Raw genomic sequence first — 13,643 nt, forward strand, 5'->3', positions numbered from 1 at the left:
CCCCGTTTTTTTTGATCTGATACAGAATAGGCAAAGGCTGATAGCTTTACCAATAGCTTTCTGGTTTTCTCCTTTTTTGGCGTACCTTTGCGACTTCAATTTTCTGCCATGAGTGATGCGATCAAACATGAATGCGGTCTGGCATTTATAAGGTTAAGAAAACCGTTTTCCTACTACCAACAAAAATATGGGAGTGTTTTCTATGGGCTGAACAAACTATACCTGCTCATGGAAAAACAACACAACAGGGGCCAGGATGGCGCTGGTTTAGCTACCGTGAAACTGAACACCGAGCCCGGCGTTCCCTTTATGCACCGTATCCGCAGTGCGGCTCCCCAGGCTATCGGGGATATTTTCGGGAAAGTGCGGGATGAGATCCAGGAGATAGAAAAATATCAACCGGAAATCACCAAATACCCCGGCCTGATGAAAGGCCATGTACGTTTCCTCGGTGAGCTCATGATGGGTCATATCCGCTACGCCACCCAGGGTAAAAACAACGTAGAACTTTGCCACCCATTTGTACGTTACAATACCATTCCTGCCCGCAACCTGGCTATGGCAGGGAATTTTAACCTGATAAACACGGATGAGCTGTTTGAATTCTCCAAGGCTCAACCCGGAGAAGTACATAAAAACAGCGATCTGGCGGCTATGCTGGAAGTAGTGCATCACTTCCTCGCCAAAGAAGACAATGAAGGCAGCGACGACCTGGATATCAAAAAGATCCTGCAACAGTCGTTTTCAATGTTCGATGGCGGCTATCACACCTGCGGCCTGATCGGCTCGGGAGACGCTTTCGTGATCCGTGATGCGCATGGTATCCGCCCTTCCTACTATTATATTAATGATGATGTGATCGTGGCCGCCTCTGAGAGGGCTGCCATCCGCACCACTTTTAACGTAGGTGAAAATGAAGTGCTGGAGCTGATGCCCGGTACAGCGCTGATCGTGAAAAACAACGGCGACTACAGTATTGAGCAGATCCTCGAACCCAAAGAACGTAAAGCCTGCAGCTTTGAAAGGATTTACTTCTCCCGTGGCAATGATGAAAAAATATACAGGGAACGTACTGATCTGGGCAGGCACTTATCCGGCACCGTATTGAAGGCCATCGACAATGACCTCAAAAATACCATCTTCTCTTTTATTCCCAACACCGCTGAAGTAGCCTTCTATGGCCTGTTAAAAGGACTGGAAGCTTATCTCAACAAAATAAAAGTAGAGCGTATCCTCTCCTGGGGTAACGATTTCGATGAGGAAAAGCTTTCCGAAATGGTGAACCGCCGTATCCGTATCGATAAGATTGCCACCAAGGATGTGAAAATGCGCACGTTCATCACTGAAGACTCCAGCCGTAACGAAATGGTACAGCACGTGTACGATATTACTTATGGTAAGGTAAGGCCAGGCATTGATTCTCTGGTAGTGATAGATGATTCAATTGTTCGCGGTACCACCCTGAAGGAAAGTATTGTGAAGATGCTGGATCGCCTGGGCCCCAAAAAGATCATCATTGTATCATCAGCTCCACAGATCCGCTACCCTGACTGCTATGGTATAGATATGAGCAAAATGGGTGATTTTGTGGCCTTCCAGGCTGCCATCGGCCTCCTGAAAGATCATGGTAAGGAACATATCCTGAATGAAGCCTACGGCCTCTGCAAAGAACTGCAACGCACCAATACCCTTCACGCGCAAAACGTAGTGAAGAACATTTATAAGCCATTTACTCCGGAACAGATTTCTGCTAAAATTGCCGAAATCCTTAATCCGGGCGGTATTAAAGCGGAAATAGAAGTAATCTACCAATCTATCGAAAGCCTCCATGAAGCTTGTCCGAATAACCTGGGCGACTGGTACTTTACCGGTAATTACCCTACCCCGGGCGGTAACCGTGTTGTGAATAAAGCATTCATGAACTATATGGAAGGCAAGAACGAAAGAGGATATTAATCGTGTAAATAGCCAGGGATCTGGTCATCCGGCATTCAAAAAATCTATCTTTTGAACCGGACGATCAGATCTCTTATTATTTGAATGACTATTTGTTTTCATGTTAATTTTATCTTAAATAACCCCACCCATTCCGACAGTATAAGTCTAACAAGTTAACTTCCTGTAAAATCTGTATTTTCGTTATAGTTAATTATAGGTTTTCAGCCCATGAAAACATTACTACTTATACGTCATGCTAAATCCAGCTGGACCGATCCGGACATGGATGATTTTGACAGGCCCCTCAATAAACGGGGAAAAGCAAATGCGCCCGAAATGGCACAACGCCTCATTACAAGGGGTATGGTGCCGGAACTGATTATTTCCAGCCCTGCAAAAAGAGCCAGGTCTACCGCTAAAATAATGGCCAGTGAATGGCACTATCCCAAACAGGCTATCCTGCTAGAAGAAGAACTTTATCTCTGCTATGCTGCCACTTTCCTCAAGGTAATCACCAAAATTGACGACGACTTCAGCGCTGTGGCCATCTTTGCCCATAACCCCGGCATCACCGATTTTGCCAATTACCTCACTGAAGAGATCAGGATCGACAATGTACCTACTACCGGCATCTTTGGCATCCAGGCAGATACCGATAACTGGAAAGATTTTGACCTGGCAAAGAAGAAGTTCCTCTTCTTCGAGTACCCCCGTAAAGACTAGTCTTTTACAATTTTATCGTAAGATGCTGTTATTCCTTTTATAAGGGAAGAACTGAAGCCTTGATGTTCCATTTCGTTCAAACCGGCAATAGTACAGCCTTTGGGTGTAGTTACCTTATCAATTTCCTCTTCAGGATGACGGTTTTCCCGGATCAGCAGTTCCGCTGCCCCTTTTACTGTTTGCGCAGCAATTAAACTGGCGGTGCGCACATCAAAACCTATTTCAATACCTCCCTGGATATTTGCACGGATAAAGCGAAGCGCAAAGGCAATACCACAGGCGCCCAGCACGGTGGCAGCATCCATCAGCTTCTCATCTATCATTACCGTAGCTCCCAGCTGGTCGAACATGGTTTTCACATACCGGATCTGTTCTTCTGTGGCATGCTTATGAGAAATACAGGTGATGGATTCCTGTATGGCTATAGCCGTATTAGGCATGGCTCTTACCACCGGCATACCGGGCACCACATGCTCCAGATCGTCGATGCTTACACCGGTCACCACGCTGATCAGTATATGCTTTGCCGGGTCAAAGGAACCTTTGAACTCCTGCAATATTTCCCGCACATTGTAGGGCTTTAACGCTACCACAATTATTTCCGCTCCGCGGATGGCAATATCATTATCCGTTTCTATCTGCACACCTGCGTCACGCAGATCTGTAAGGGTAGTGGTGTTACGCTTGGTAACAATGATATCGCCGGCCTTTGAAAATCCGCTCTTCAGCAATCCACGGGCAATGGCCGAGCCCAGATTTCCTCCACCTATAATGGCTATTTTTTTGGCTGACATAAAAAATGAAGATTACATTATAAATCGTAAGAAAGGTATAACAAATGCCGCATCCATGCAAACGGCAACGATTCATTATCTTGCAGCATGCAGGCATTACACACAGCAGCTGCGTTTTACGCGAGGATAAAAGAAGCCCATAGTTTAGCAGATACGGAAGATAAGACCCGTCATTATAAACAGATCCTGGAAATCCTTTTCCGGGATCTGACCCGGAAAGAGACCCGTTCTTTCGGGAACCTGTTTGCACGCATGCAGTTTTATTTCGACCGGCAAACTGTTCCCCCGGATATCCACCAGCAGCTGACTGCACTCCGTATACTCACCAACAAAGCTACAAGGGGAATGTTTCCCCTGCAGGAGGCAGAACACCTGTTGTGTATCAAAGCCCTTACGGAATCTGTAGCATGGTGTTACCAGGCCACTCCGCCGCCTGAACTTACTGCATTATATGCCCCTGCGGGCTCACACAAACTATCGCTTGCCTGGCAGCACCGCCCGGGCAGCCTCACCCTGCTGAAATGCATGGTAACTGCCGTTGGCGCGCTCAATACCAATACATTGGGTAAATATACCCTGTTGCTGGATGTTAAAAATGATGAACAGGGCGATTTCCAGCTCCTGCTGGAACACATGGATCCTGCTGCGGTTGTATCCCTGCATGGCTTACTGCGCCCATACGACACCATTCATGTACTTCACTGCCGGCAGGGTATTAACGGTCACGAATATACGACTACCAGCGAAAGCCAGGTGGTCCTGGAACCCGACCTCCTCATAGACATCAGCGACCTGGCCGAGTGCTTTACCCATAAAGGACCCAACCGGTTATTATATCTTGTTAAAAAACTTACTCCCCAGGCCTCCAGCCCCGCAGCATTCAAGGGGAACCTGGTAAATGCCCTGCTGGACGAAATGCTCCGCAACCGGGACATAGATTTCAAAAGCTCATTTGTAGAGGCAGTGGCTGAAAACGTACTACAGGCAGCCGCCTACGGCCGGGAGAAGATCAATGAAATGTTCCGCGATATCCGGCAGCTACACTGGGGTAACCTGCACAATACGGTAAAGGAGCTGCAGGATAAACCGGTGAGAATAGAACCCACCTTCTTCTCCGCCCAATACGGATTACAAGGGCGACTGGACCTGATGGCAGAAGACGATAGCGACGAATACCGGAAGGAAATTTTTGAGCTGAAAAGCGGGAAATGTCCCGATTTCAATACATGGAAGAATCATGAAATGCAGGTGGTAGGGTATAACCTACTGCTGCGTTCAGCCTTTGGACGGCATCGGAAGGGCGGTTCAGCCATCCTGTACTCCGCCGCAACCACCTCTCCATTACGTAATGTAAGCAGTACACACCATACGGAAAACGACCTGCTGCTGTTACGCAATGAGGTAGTAGCCATGCTGCTGCGACTTGCAGGAGGGGAGTTTGAAGTACTTTCCGCTATTACTACGGCAGCTGCGCAGGGCCTGCCTTCCTTCAGTGCAGCTCATTTCACCACCTTTGAACAGGCATGGCAAACAGCACCGCCCGTAGCCAAAGCTTATTACCACGAGTTCCTTGCTTTTATGTTAAGGGAATACCTGCAGGCAAAGTGTGGCATGTTTTCAGAGATTAACCGGGAGGAAGATGCCGACGGTTTTGCTGCGCTGTGGCTGCAACAGGAAAAAGATAAGCTGTCGCGCTTCAATATCATCCCCGGGCTGCGGTTCCGGGAATTTGATTCGGTTAACAGCTCCGTGCTTTTTGATATAGTCGTGCCCGTTAGCCACAATTTCCGCAAGGGAGATACGGCTATTATTTATCCGCGTACCAGCTCAGAATTACAACCTTTACAACAACAGCTGCTGAAAGGCAGGATTGAGGATCTGGGAAAAAACCAGCTGGCATTTTCCCTGAATAACCGTCAGATGACCCTCGATTTCTTCCGGCAATTTGATGAATGGATCATTGAACACGACATTTATGAATCCAACTACTGGACAGCCACAGCATCGCTTTTTCATGTGATCTCCCCGTTGTACCGGGAGCGTACCAATATGCTGCTGGGACTTACCACGCCACGATGGTACCCTCTGCAGCACCCCACACCGGCCATGTTTAACGCTAACCAGGAACAGATTGTGAAACAGGCCCTGGAGGCGCAGGATTATTACCTGTTGCAGGGACCACCAGGTACCGGTAAAACATCTTCCATGCTTACTACCATAGTAGGAGAGATGGTAAAACGGGATCACTATGTGATCATTGTTGCCTTTACCAACAAGGCAGTAGAAGAAATATGCCATAAACTGGCGGCAAAAGATATCAGGCACCTGCGTATGGGCGGGCGAAATTCCGATGCTGCGCTTATGTTGCGGCAATATTGCATGGAAGGATCACTGGACGATGCCAGGAATTATATCACGGGGCACCGGGTATTTGTAGCCACTGTGGCTACTATGGCTACACGGCTGGAGCAACTCACGATGATGGGGATTCCTCCCGATACCTTAATTGTGGATGAAGCCTCTCAGTTAACAGAGCCGCAGTTGCTGGGACTGCTGATGCCTTTCCGGAAATTTATCCTGATAGGTGATCAGAACCAGTTACCCCCGGTTGTAACGCAGGAAGCCTGGTTTTGCCAGGTGAAAGCCCCTTGTTTGCAGGAGCTGGGCATCCGTGATCTGCGGACATCTATTTTTGAGCGACTGATACAACGCTGCAAAACAAGCCACTGGCGTCATGCCTGGGGCATGCTAAACACGCACTTCCGGATGCACGACAGCATTGCGGCATTGGTCAATCATTATTACGCAGGACAACTATCTTCCGGCAAGGATGAACAGAAAGCCGGTTTTGACCCGTTTCCCGTTCATGAACACCTGGGCTGGGAGCGGATCCTGTCTTTAGGAAGAAAAATATTTATTGGCAGCCCATACGAGGCAAGCTCCAAAATGAATAGAACCGAAGCAAAGTGGGTAGCTTCCCTGCTGCATCACCTGAAAGCCCGTTACGGCGCGGGCTTCAGTAAAGACACCGTAGGGGTAGTAACGCCCTGGCGCACACAGATCAGCCTTATCCGGGAGCTGATTGCAGATGATGAAGTGCTGCAGGATATTAATATTGATACTGTAGAGCGGTTCCAGGGCTCCGAAAACGATATTATCATTGTATCGCTGGCAGTATATCATGCTGCGCAGGTGCAAACACTGCAATGCCTGGGGCAGTTTCAATGGGAGGAAGAGGATATAGAGGTAGACAGGAAGCTGCTGGTAACGTTATCGCGTGCACGAAAACAGGTGATACTGCTGGGTTATGAACCAGTACTGCAGGATAGCATACATTACCGGAAAGTGTTAGGAGAAATGATACGGGGAGCACTCTAACGGGAGCTGCTATACGTAAAGCCGGCTTAAGCCAAGTAACAATGGCCATACGATTAGTATGGCCATTGTCAGACAACATCATATATGATCAGTCCTGGCAAACCAGGCTTTAATCCAGTGTTACGTGCCCCCAGTTTTCCCCGCTTTTGATACGGTAGAGCTGCATTTCGCTGATATCGAACTGTTCGGCGATCTGCTTCATTGTTTTCTTGCCAGGTTTACTGAGCAGGCGTTTGATACTCTTAACTTTAGTAACGTTTAATTTCAGCCCTTTTACACGATTACGCTGCTTTTCCTTGTAGGCCAGCTTAGCCGGGCTCTTTTGCTGATGCTCTTCCATTTCCTCCTTGGTGGCCCATTGGAGGTTGGAGGCTTTATTGTTCTTTTTATCATAGTCCAGGTGAATCACATACTTATGTGCCCGTCCTCCTTTTTTACTGAAAAGTTTGGCCACTTCCCGGTGCAGGTAGAGTGACTGGTAGCTATCTGCCGGCTTTACGTTTAATACCGTATAGCCTTCCACGGTAGACCCCGTGAGCAGCTTACCATCTTCGGTACTTTCATGATAACTGATCACTCTCCCCATGTTTGAAACAGCGTATTTTTTACGCAGGGCAGATTTGTTTTTAATCTGTAAGTCTTTCCAGACTTCATTTTTCAGATTTTTAATTGTGGTCATGTGAAAGTAATTTTTTATTTTTTTATATCCCGGGGTTCATCCGTTTATCCGTAAACGTTACAACCGGCCATTTCATTATCAGCCGGCAGAAAATCGTGTGCAGCTAACTGTGGAGCAGCCCTTTCGAATATATGGTCCTTGTATTGTAACACAACCGCGTCTAGTACTTCCTCAATCTCAGCTAATGTATTGTAAGTTACTAATTGTTGTCTGAATTCTTTTATATGCGGTAAACCTTTGAGGTAATTTGTATAATGCCGGCGCATTTCCAGTATGCCTACCACTTCTCCTTTCCAGGCAACTGACTGGTGAAGGTGTTTTTTGCAGACTTCCACTCTCTCCAAAACAGTTGGCAGGGCTAAATGTTCGCCGGTCTTCATAAAATGCTTGATCTCCCTGAAAATCCACGGATACCCGATGGCGGCTCTTCCGATCATTACGCCATCCACGCCATATTTCTGCCTGGCGGCGATTGCCTGTTCCGGCGTACATATATCACCGTTACCAAAGATAGGGATTTGTATGCGTGGATTGTTCTTTACTTTTCCGATAAGGGTCCAGTTGGCGCTGCCTTTATACATCTGGGTCCGTGTCCGGCCATGAATGGTAAGGGCTTTAATGCCTACATCCTGGAGCCTTTCGGCTACATCCTCAATATTTTTGGTTTCCTCATCCCAGCCCAAACGGGTTTTAATGGTTACCGGCAACCTGGTGGCCTTTACCACAGCGGCGGTAAGTTTAACCATTTTAGGAATGTCTTTCAGGATACCGGCGCCGGCGCCTTTACATGCTACCTTTTTCACGGGGCAGCCAAAATTGATATCCAGCAGATCGGGATTGGTGGCTTCCACAATTTGTGCGGCCAGCGACAGGGATTCTTCATCTCCCCCGAAAATCTGGATACCTACCGGTCGTTCGTAATCGAAGATGTCCAGTTTTTTCCTGCTTTTGATAGCATCCCGTATCAATCCTTCAGAAGATATGAACTCTGTATACATGAGATCAGCCCCATTATCTTTGCACACCGCGCGAAAAGGCGGGTCGCTCACATCTTCCATGGGCGCCAGTAATAAAGGGAATTCTCCCAGTTCAATATTTCCTATCTTCACCATAATTTATATAACCAGAGCAGCTTTTGCCGGAGTTATTATTTTAATGTTTTATATACTATTTCTTTTACAAGCAGGATTTCTTTGCAGTAACGGCTATCGTTCAGCAGCTGCGGTAAGCGGTAAGCATCTGCAAAAACTTAATTTCGCGCTGTAAATTTACGCAAAAAATACAGTATCTTTTTATGTCCGGTTATCTGAAGCAGTCACCCGTTTCATTGCAGTTTGTAACATTCCTGGGCTTTGCCTTTGGGTTCTTTGCCCTGTACCTTTATGGGCTTCAGGCGATTACGCCGGGTGTAACCGGTCAGACGCTGGAAGCGCTTCAGTCGGGCACACTTACCGATCCTAACTCGATCGGCTATCTGAAAATAACACAATTCCTTTACACTATCATAGCCTTCTTTGTGCCGGCGGCACTTTTTGCCTACCTGTGGCAGCCTTATCCGGTAAAATACCTGGGCCTGAAAACGCCTTCCGGTTTGCAGGTAATACTGGCATTACTGGTCATGTACGGCTGTTTACCTTTTGCCAATCTGCTGGGCCAGTGGAACGAAACCTGGCCAATTTCACAATCGGCCCGCGACCTGCAGAATATGGCTGAAAAGCTGCTGGGCGTTATGTTGAAAATGCCTACCCTGCAGGATCTGTTCATCAACCTGGTACTGGTGGCCATTGTACCGGCCATAGCAGAAGAACTTTTTTTCCGCGGTATTTTTCAGCGGCTTATCATCAAAGCTACAGGGAAGGTATGGCTGAGCGTATTTATTACATCTATCCTGTTCAGCGCTATCCATGGTGAAATGCTGGGCTTTCTGCCCCGCGTGGTAATGGGATTCACCCTGGGTGCTATTTATGTTCTCAGCGGCAATCTCTGGTTGAGCATCCTGGCGCATATCCTGAACAACGGGCTGCAGGTAACAATGCTTTACCTGTTCCAGCATGGCATGGTAAAAGAAGACCCGATGAAAAATACGCCTGTGGAATGGTATTATGTAGCATTGAGCATTCCTGTAATCATTGGGCTGTTCTGGGCATTAAGCAGGAAATCGGTCCCTATGGTGATGACAGATCCGGAGAAGAGAAAAGACGGGGAAGAGGTTGAAGAAATTGGAGCAGACGAAAATTTTTAATCTTTATAAAGACATAAAAGCAAATATTATGGAAAAAGACTGGGTGAAAATTTTCTCAAGCGACCGGCCATTTGAAGCCGAAATAGTAAAGGGAATGTTACTGGATAATGATATTGAAGCGGTTTTACTCAACCGGCAATCCTCGTCTTATAATATCACCCTGCCCGGACAGGTGGAATTATATGTGCATGAGTCACAGGAAAAAGTAGCCAAAGACCTGGTGCATAATCACAATAATCTTCCTACCGGCGATCCGAACCAGCTGGAGGAGGAAGAATAGTAAGATCCCGCAGATGTACCTCCAGGTGGCTTCCCTGAAGGGAATTTGCTCTGTAGGGTATTTTTATCCACTTTTGCGGGTAGAATTTAATCAACAGATACAACCATAATGAAGACATTTTTCACCCGCACTGCCTCGGCGCTTGTGTTTGTGGCAGTAATGCTGGGAGGGATCCTATGGGCCGACTATACCTTTTTCCTGCTTTTTTTCCTGATCGGCTGTTTTGCCCTCCAGGAATATTTCAGGCTGCTTCGCGGGATTGACCCTGACTATACCGGTGTTTCATCCTGGCACAAATGGGGCGCTACCATAGCGGGAGCAGCTATCCTGCTTACTTTTACCGGAGATAATTTTGCAATAGGCGGTATTCCCACAGGCCTGCTGGGCTGGTGGACAGCCGTAATTTTCCTGCTCGTGATGCCTTTGGGAGAAGTGCTGATGAGTAAGGACTTTTCTTTAAAGAATATCGGTTACTCGGCCATCGGGTTACTATATGTGATCATTCCCTTTGGATTGCTGATCCATATCCGGGTAAATGCCATCAATATTCATTACACCCCCGAAAATGTGGGTACTGCACCCGGCTGGCTGATTCCCCTGCTGCTTATTATATTCATCTGGATCAATGATACCATGGCCTATATTGTAGGCTCCCTGATCGGGCGCACCCCGTTTGCCCCGGCTATATCGCCCAAGAAAACCATTGAAGGCACAGTAGGTGGAATGATCCTCGCGGTGGCCACGGCCGGCGTTTACGGACATTTCTGGGGCTATCGGTACCTGGCCCTGCAGCATTGGATTGTACTGGCTCTCATTGCCGCTATATTCGGCACCATCGGGGACCTGATAGAGTCGAAGCTGAAACGGATGGCCGGCGTAAAAGATTCCGGTAAGATCATGCCCGGTCATGGCGGTTTTATGGACCGGTTCGATTCTTTACTGCTGGCAGCTCCTTTCGCTTGGATTTATGTTCAGTTTTTTATGATGCGTTAACAAAACATTCGTATTCGAAAAAAATTGAATTAAAGTAACTTTGCACCCAGATTAAACACATACATCAATCATCTAATAAAAAAACAATGAAGATCCATCGTGAAGGATTTGCTACTATTTCCCTTGTATTCCTGGTACTGGCGTTAATAAACGGAGCAGTATTTTATTGGTTCGGTAACGCGCCGGCACTGTGCTGGACAGTATCCATTATTTCCCTTGCGTTCTTCCTGTTCATCGTTTCATTCTTCCGTATTCCCTCCCGGCAATATACAACTGGTGACTCGCTGGTGATTTCTCCCTGCGATGGTAAAGTAGTGGTAATTGAAGAAGTATATGAGCCGGAGTATTTCAAGGATAAACGCCTGCAGGTGTCTATTTTTATGAGCCCTGCCAATGTGCATGTAAACCGTAACCCTATCAGCGGTAACGTGAAGCTGTCGCAATACCACGCCGGCAAATACCTGGTAGCCTGGCATCCGAAATCATCCACAGAAAACGAAAGGCATTCCGTGGTAATCGGCAACGGCAAAACAGATATCCTGGTAAGACAAATTGCCGGCGCACTGGCCCGCAGGATTGTAAACTACCTGAAACCAGGCATGGAAGTAAGCCAGAACGAGGAAATGGGCTTTATCAAGTTCGGCTCCCGGGTAGACCTTTACCTGCCTATTGGTACAGAAATGACCGTTCAGCTGGAACAGGTGGTACAGGGCGGTGTTACAGTTGTTGCCAAAATCTAGTATCTTTAAAAGCTAAACGGCATTTATCATGATAAAGAAAGCTTTTACCGGCGCAGCCGCATTACTGTTAATAGCTGGCGTAGCATTGGCACAGGAGAAAACCAAAGCAGCTCCCAAATCCAAAAAAGATTGTTCCGCTGCCACCTGTAAAACCACCGCAAAAGGTAAAAGCTGCTGTCAGCAGCCGTCGAAAACTGCCGGCCTGAGAATGGCTGCGGCAAACAAAACAAAAGCGAAAGCACAGTGATGAATGCCTGTTAATACAGGAGCCTCACTTGTTCCGGTATAAAGAAAAAAGGAGATGTGGACTACCACATCTCCTTTTTTCTTACAAAATATTTCTCAGCTCCCTCAGATGCCCGATCACATAAGTAGGTTGAAAGTCGACCGGCGGTTTGCCCGGGTTGAAATATACCTGGTCCATTCCCGCACCATGGGCCCCTTTGATATCCAGCTCCATGGCATCTCCTATCATAATGCTCTCTGTTGCGTTGGTATTGGCTTTCGTGATAGCGTAGTCAAAGATTTCCCGGTAGGGCTTTAAGCTGCCTGCCGCTTCCGACGTAACCACGTGCGTGAAGTAGTGATCAATCCCCGCGTTCTTCATTTTCAGCAACTGCGTTTCCTCGAAGCCGTTAGTGATCATGTGCATGGGATAATCCTTTGCTGCCAGGTATTCCAGCGTTTCCTTCGTTTCAGGGAACAATGCTTTTTTATAAGGTAGTATTTCCAGGAATTCATCGCTGATCTTCTGGGTCAGTTTTTCATCTCCTATTTTGAAATCGATCAGCGTAAGACGAAAGCGTTTGTCGCGTAGCTCACGGCGGGTAATGAATCCTTTGCGGAAGCGGTCCCACAGGCGTTCGTTATGTTCCACGTAAGAAACGGAGAATGCTTCAAAAGATGGTATCCCCCTGCTTTCCAGGCCATGGCTGTTGTACAGCTCCAGCAGTGTTTCCTGTTCATTTGTTTCAAAGTCCCAGAGTGTATGGTCCAGGTCAAAGAAAAGATGTTTGTATTTCATGACGCCGCAAAGGTACAAAATACCGCAGAGATGGGAGGATGGCGCTGGTGTATTCCAAAGTAAATTCCTTATTTTACTGCATTAATGAAAGAAACTATGAATGCAGTAATTACGGGCGCCAGCAAGGGCATCGGAAAGGCTATAGCAGAAAAACTGGCGCTGGAAGGATTCAATGTGGCGATTTGTGCGAGACATGCAGACACGCTGGCTTTGGCCAAAGCGGATATCCAGCGGAAAAACCCTGCCGTAACAGTATTGGCAGAAGTGGTGGATATGGGAGATCAATCGCAGGTACTGGCATTTGCCAATAAAGTGACTGCTGCATTCCCGCAGGTGGATATCCTGGTGAACAATGCCGGTATTTTCGTACCCGGAGCGCTTCACCAGGAAGAAGAGGGATTACTTGAAAAGATGATGGCTATAAATGTATACAGCGCTTATCATCTCACCCGCGCATTACTACCCGCTATGATCACCCGGCGTAAGGGATATATTTTTAACATGTGCTCCACCGCCAGCTACCGGGCCTATCCCAATGGCGGCGCTTACAGCATCACCAAATACGCCCTGCTCGGTTTTACAAAGAACCTGCGGGAAGAACTGAAACAACACTATATCGGGGTTTCAGCAGTTAGTCCCGGACCTACCTTAACAGCTTCCTGGGAGGGCTTTGAGGCCCCTCCCGACAGAATGATGCCCCCCGAAGATATTGCCGCTGTAATATGGGCTGCCTGGACAATGGCAAAGCAAACTGTAGTGGAGGAGATTATACTGAGACCCATGTTGGGAGATATTTAAACATCTTATTATATTGGATGCTTCAGCGGGCAGAAAATGTTCTTTTCTCAGGAT

General features: G+C 47.3%; 13 protein-coding genes. 9 read left to right on the forward strand and 4 right to left on the reverse strand.

Features of this window, described 5'->3' with window-relative positions; genetic code table 11:
- Positions 1-228 precede the first annotated feature (228 nt).
- Positions 229-1,956 (forward strand): amidophosphoribosyltransferase, encoded by a 1,728-nt coding sequence (locus tag FN124_RS09320; protein WP_260607380.1) that lies wholly within the window; start codon positions 229-231, stop codon positions 1,954-1,956.
- A gap of 210 nt (positions 1,957-2,166) precedes the next feature.
- Positions 2,167-2,661, forward strand: coding sequence for a SixA phosphatase family protein (locus tag FN124_RS09325; RefSeq protein WP_142684459.1), 495 nt, complete (start codon positions 2,167-2,169; stop codon positions 2,659-2,661).
- Here the strand turns inward: FN124_RS09325 and proC are convergent.
- The gene (gene proC / locus FN124_RS09330) at positions 2,658-3,455 is read right to left on the reverse strand and encodes a pyrroline-5-carboxylate reductase (RefSeq protein WP_142684460.1); all 798 of its coding nucleotides are present in this window, start codon (positions 3,453-3,455) and stop codon (positions 2,658-2,660) included. The two genes, FN124_RS09325 and proC, sit on opposite strands and share 4 nt — an antisense overlap.
- An 87-nt stretch (positions 3,456-3,542) precedes the next feature.
- Between proC and FN124_RS09335 the strand changes: the two genes are divergently transcribed.
- A complete protein-coding gene (locus tag FN124_RS09335; RefSeq protein WP_142684461.1) occupies positions 3,543-6,833 on the forward strand; it encodes an AAA domain-containing protein in 3,291 nt (1,096 codons plus the stop codon).
- Positions 6,834-6,942: 109 nt separating this feature from the next.
- Here the strand turns inward: FN124_RS09335 and FN124_RS09340 are convergent, their stop codons facing one another.
- Together FN124_RS09340 and dusB are read right to left on the reverse strand one after the other, a co-directional pair.
- Entirely contained in the window at positions 6,943-7,512 is a 570-nt protein-coding gene (locus tag FN124_RS09340; RefSeq protein ID WP_142684462.1) for an NUMOD4 domain-containing protein, read from the reverse strand.
- A 44-nt stretch (positions 7,513-7,556) separates the two neighbouring features.
- Entirely contained in the window at positions 7,557-8,624 is a 1,068-nt protein-coding gene (dusB, locus tag FN124_RS09345; RefSeq protein ID WP_142684463.1) for a tRNA dihydrouridine synthase DusB, read from the reverse strand.
- 182 nt (positions 8,625-8,806) lie between these two features.
- Between dusB and FN124_RS09350 the strand changes: the two genes are divergently transcribed.
- From FN124_RS09350 to FN124_RS09370, 5 genes are all read left to right on the forward strand, one after another.
- Positions 8,807-9,754 (forward strand): CPBP family intramembrane glutamic endopeptidase, encoded by a 948-nt coding sequence (locus FN124_RS09350; RefSeq protein WP_142684464.1) that lies wholly within the window; start codon positions 8,807-8,809, stop codon positions 9,752-9,754.
- Between the two features lie 28 nt (positions 9,755-9,782).
- Entirely contained in the window at positions 9,783-10,034 is a 252-nt protein-coding gene (locus FN124_RS09355; RefSeq protein WP_142684465.1) for a putative signal transducing protein, read from the forward strand.
- Positions 10,035-10,142: 108 nt separating this feature from the next.
- On the forward strand, positions 10,143-11,027 hold the full coding sequence (locus FN124_RS09360; RefSeq protein WP_142684466.1) for a phosphatidate cytidylyltransferase: 885 nt from the start codon (positions 10,143-10,145) through the stop codon (positions 11,025-11,027).
- Between the two features lie 86 nt (positions 11,028-11,113).
- Positions 11,114-11,767 carry a phosphatidylserine decarboxylase family protein gene (locus FN124_RS09365; protein ID WP_142684467.1) on the forward strand — a complete coding sequence of 218 codons (654 nt, stop codon included), beginning with the start codon at positions 11,114-11,116 and terminating at the stop codon, positions 11,765-11,767.
- A 28-nt stretch (positions 11,768-11,795) separates the two neighbouring features.
- Positions 11,796-12,014 (forward strand): hypothetical protein, encoded by a 219-nt coding sequence (locus FN124_RS09370; protein WP_142684468.1) that lies wholly within the window; start codon positions 11,796-11,798, stop codon positions 12,012-12,014.
- Between the two features lie 81 nt (positions 12,015-12,095).
- On the opposite strand, the gene FN124_RS09375 is transcribed toward FN124_RS09370, so the two are convergent.
- On the reverse strand, positions 12,096-12,791 hold the full coding sequence (locus FN124_RS09375) for a YjjG family noncanonical pyrimidine nucleotidase (RefSeq protein WP_142684469.1): 696 nt from the start codon (positions 12,789-12,791) through the stop codon (positions 12,096-12,098).
- A 96-nt stretch (positions 12,792-12,887) separates the two neighbouring features.
- On the opposite strand from FN124_RS09375, the gene FN124_RS09380 reads away from it, so the two are divergent.
- Positions 12,888-13,589 (forward strand): SDR family oxidoreductase, encoded by a 702-nt coding sequence (locus FN124_RS09380; protein ID WP_142684470.1) that lies wholly within the window; start codon positions 12,888-12,890, stop codon positions 13,587-13,589.
- The last annotated feature ends 54 nt before the right edge of the window (positions 13,590-13,643 follow it).

This window comes from Chitinophaga polysaccharea, assembly GCF_902150045.1.
In the GTDB taxonomy this organism is placed as follows: Bacteria; Bacteroidota; Bacteroidia; order Chitinophagales; family Chitinophagaceae; genus Chitinophaga; species Chitinophaga polysaccharea_A.

Excerpts from the sequence above, each read along its gene's own strand:
- FN124_RS09320 (WP_260607380.1), top strand. The coding sequence starts at position 229 with ATGGAAAAACAACACAACAGGGGCCAGGATGGCGCTGGTTTAGCTACC.
- FN124_RS09325 (WP_142684459.1), top strand. The coding sequence starts at position 2,167 with ATGAAAACATTACTACTTATACGTCATGCTAAATCCAGCTGGACCGAT.
- proC (WP_142684460.1), bottom strand. The coding sequence starts at position 3,455 with ATGTCAGCCAAAAAAATAGCCATTATAGGTGGAGGAAATCTGGGCTCG.
- FN124_RS09335 (WP_142684461.1), top strand. The coding sequence starts at position 3,543 with ATGCAGGCATTACACACAGCAGCTGCGTTTTACGCGAGGATAAAAGAA.
- FN124_RS09340 (WP_142684462.1), bottom strand. The coding sequence starts at position 7,512 with ATGACCACAATTAAAAATCTGAAAAATGAAGTCTGGAAAGACTTACAG.
- dusB (WP_142684463.1), bottom strand. The coding sequence starts at position 8,624 with ATGGTGAAGATAGGAAATATTGAACTGGGAGAATTCCCTTTATTACTG.
- FN124_RS09350 (WP_142684464.1), top strand. The coding sequence starts at position 8,807 with ATGTCCGGTTATCTGAAGCAGTCACCCGTTTCATTGCAGTTTGTAACA.
- FN124_RS09355 (WP_142684465.1), top strand. The coding sequence starts at position 9,783 with ATGGAAAAAGACTGGGTGAAAATTTTCTCAAGCGACCGGCCATTTGAA.
- FN124_RS09360 (WP_142684466.1), top strand. The coding sequence starts at position 10,143 with ATGAAGACATTTTTCACCCGCACTGCCTCGGCGCTTGTGTTTGTGGCA.
- FN124_RS09365 (WP_142684467.1), top strand. The coding sequence starts at position 11,114 with ATGAAGATCCATCGTGAAGGATTTGCTACTATTTCCCTTGTATTCCTG.
- FN124_RS09370 (WP_142684468.1), top strand. The coding sequence starts at position 11,796 with ATGATAAAGAAAGCTTTTACCGGCGCAGCCGCATTACTGTTAATAGCT.
- FN124_RS09375 (WP_142684469.1), bottom strand. The coding sequence starts at position 12,791 with ATGAAATACAAACATCTTTTCTTTGACCTGGACCATACACTCTGGGAC.
- FN124_RS09380 (WP_142684470.1), top strand. The coding sequence starts at position 12,888 with ATGAATGCAGTAATTACGGGCGCCAGCAAGGGCATCGGAAAGGCTATA.